This is a genomic window from Microaerobacter geothermalis (assembly GCF_021608135.1).
GTDB lineage: Bacteria > Bacillota > Bacilli > DSM-22679 > DSM-22679 > Microaerobacter > Microaerobacter geothermalis.
Genome location: NZ_JAKIHL010000079.1, coordinates 1 through 1,837, shown reverse-complemented (window position 1 = coordinate 1,837; position 1,837 = coordinate 1). Strand labels below are relative to the sequence as shown.

Here is a 1,837-nt window from a genome sequence, read left to right as displayed (position 1 = left end):
TGCTCCCTCAAAACTAAACAGTGCATGGTCCAATTCTCCCCTGTCCCTTTCTCCAAAGGAACTGTTCTCCATAGAAAGGAGGTGATCCAGCCGCACCTTCCGATACGGCTACCTTGTTACGACTTCACCCCAATCATCTGCCCCACCTTCGGCGGCTGGCTCCTTACGGTTACCTCACCGACTTCGGGTGTTGCAAACTCTCGTGGTGTGACGGGCGGTGTGTACAAGGCCCGGGAACGTATTCACCGCGGCATGCTGATCCGCGATTACTAGCGATTCCGGCTTCATGCAGGCGAGTTGCAGCCTGCAATCCGAACTGAGACTGGCTTTAAGGGATTCGCTCCACTTCACAGCTTCGCTTCCCGTTGTACCAGCCATTGTAGCACGTGTGTAGCCCAGGACATAAGGGGCATGATGATTTGACGTCATCCCCACCTTCCTCCGGTTTGTCACCGGCAGTCTCCCTAGAGTGCCCATCTTACTGCTGGCAACTAAGGACAAGGGTTGCGCTCGTTGCGGGACTTAACCCAACATCTCACGACACGAGCTGACGACAACCATGCACCACCTGTCTCCGCTGCTCCGAAGAGACGGGATATCTCTACCCCTGTCAGCGGGATGTCAAGCCCTGGTAAGGTTCTTCGCGTTGCTTCGAATTAAACCACATGCTCCACCGCTTGTGCGGGCCCCCGTCAATTCCTTTGAGTTTCAGCCTTGCGGCCGTACTCCCCAGGCGGAGTGCTTAATGGGTTTCCTTCGGCACTAAGGAGATCGTTCCCCCTAACACCTAGCACTCATCGTTTACGGCGTGGACTACCAGGGTATCTAATCCTGTTTGCTCCCCACGCTTTCGCGCCTCAGCGTCAGTTACAGGCCAGAGAGTCGCCTTCGCCACTGGTGTTCCTCCATATATCTACGCATTTCACCGCTACACATGGAATTCCACTCCCCTCTCCTGCACTCAAGTCTCCCAGTTTCCAATGACCCTCCACGGTTGAGCCGTGGGCTTTCACATCAGACTTAAAAGACCGCCTGCGCGCGCTTTACGCCCAATAATTCCGGACAACGCTTGCCCCCTACGTATTACCGCGGCTGCTGGCACGTAGTTAGCCGGGGCTTTCTCCTTAGGTACCGTCACGGTGTAAACCTTTTCGCCTTACACCCTTTCTTCCCTAAGAACAGAGCTTTACAATCCGAAGACCTTCTTCGCTCACGCGGCGTTGCACCGTCAGAGTTCCCTCCATTGCGGATGATTCCCTACTGCTGCCTCCCGTAGGAGTCTGGGCCGTGTCTCAGTCCCAGTGTGGCCGGTCACCCTCTCAGGTCGGCTACGCATCGTTGCCTTGGTGAGCCTTTACCTCACCAACTAGCTAATGCGCCGCAGGCCCATCTGTAAACGGTAGCTTGCGCCACCTTTCAACACTCCCCCATGCAGGAAAATGTCCTATCCGGTATTAGCTCCGGTTTCCCGGAGTTATCCCAGCTTTACAGGTAGGTTACCTACGTGTTACTCACCCGTCCGCCACTCCAGATGCCGGAGATCAGAAACCGGAAGCCCGATTGAAAGCTCCTCTGTGATGCTTTCACACTTCCTCGAGAGACCTATGTTCTGGCCTCTGGCCTCTGATCCCCGGCCTCTGGCGTTCGACTTGCATGTATTAGGCACGCCGCCAGCGTTCGTCCTGAGCCAGGATCAAACTCTCCGATAAAAAGTTTAATCTGCTCTTCTATCCTTATGAGTCCCTTAGACTCTTCCTTACTCCATTTGAATCTTCAGGGTTCGCTTGGCTTCTGCACTGTTCAGTTTTCAAGGTACATCTTTCTTCCTTCCCTCTTC

1 rRNA gene is annotated in these 1,837 nt (G+C 54.6%); it reads right to left on the bottom strand.

Features of this window, described 5'->3' with window-relative positions:
• Window positions 1-74: 74 nt before the first annotated feature.
• Window positions 75-1,709, bottom strand: a 16S ribosomal RNA gene (locus L1765_RS15810).
• Window positions 1,710-1,837: the final 128 nt, after the last annotated feature.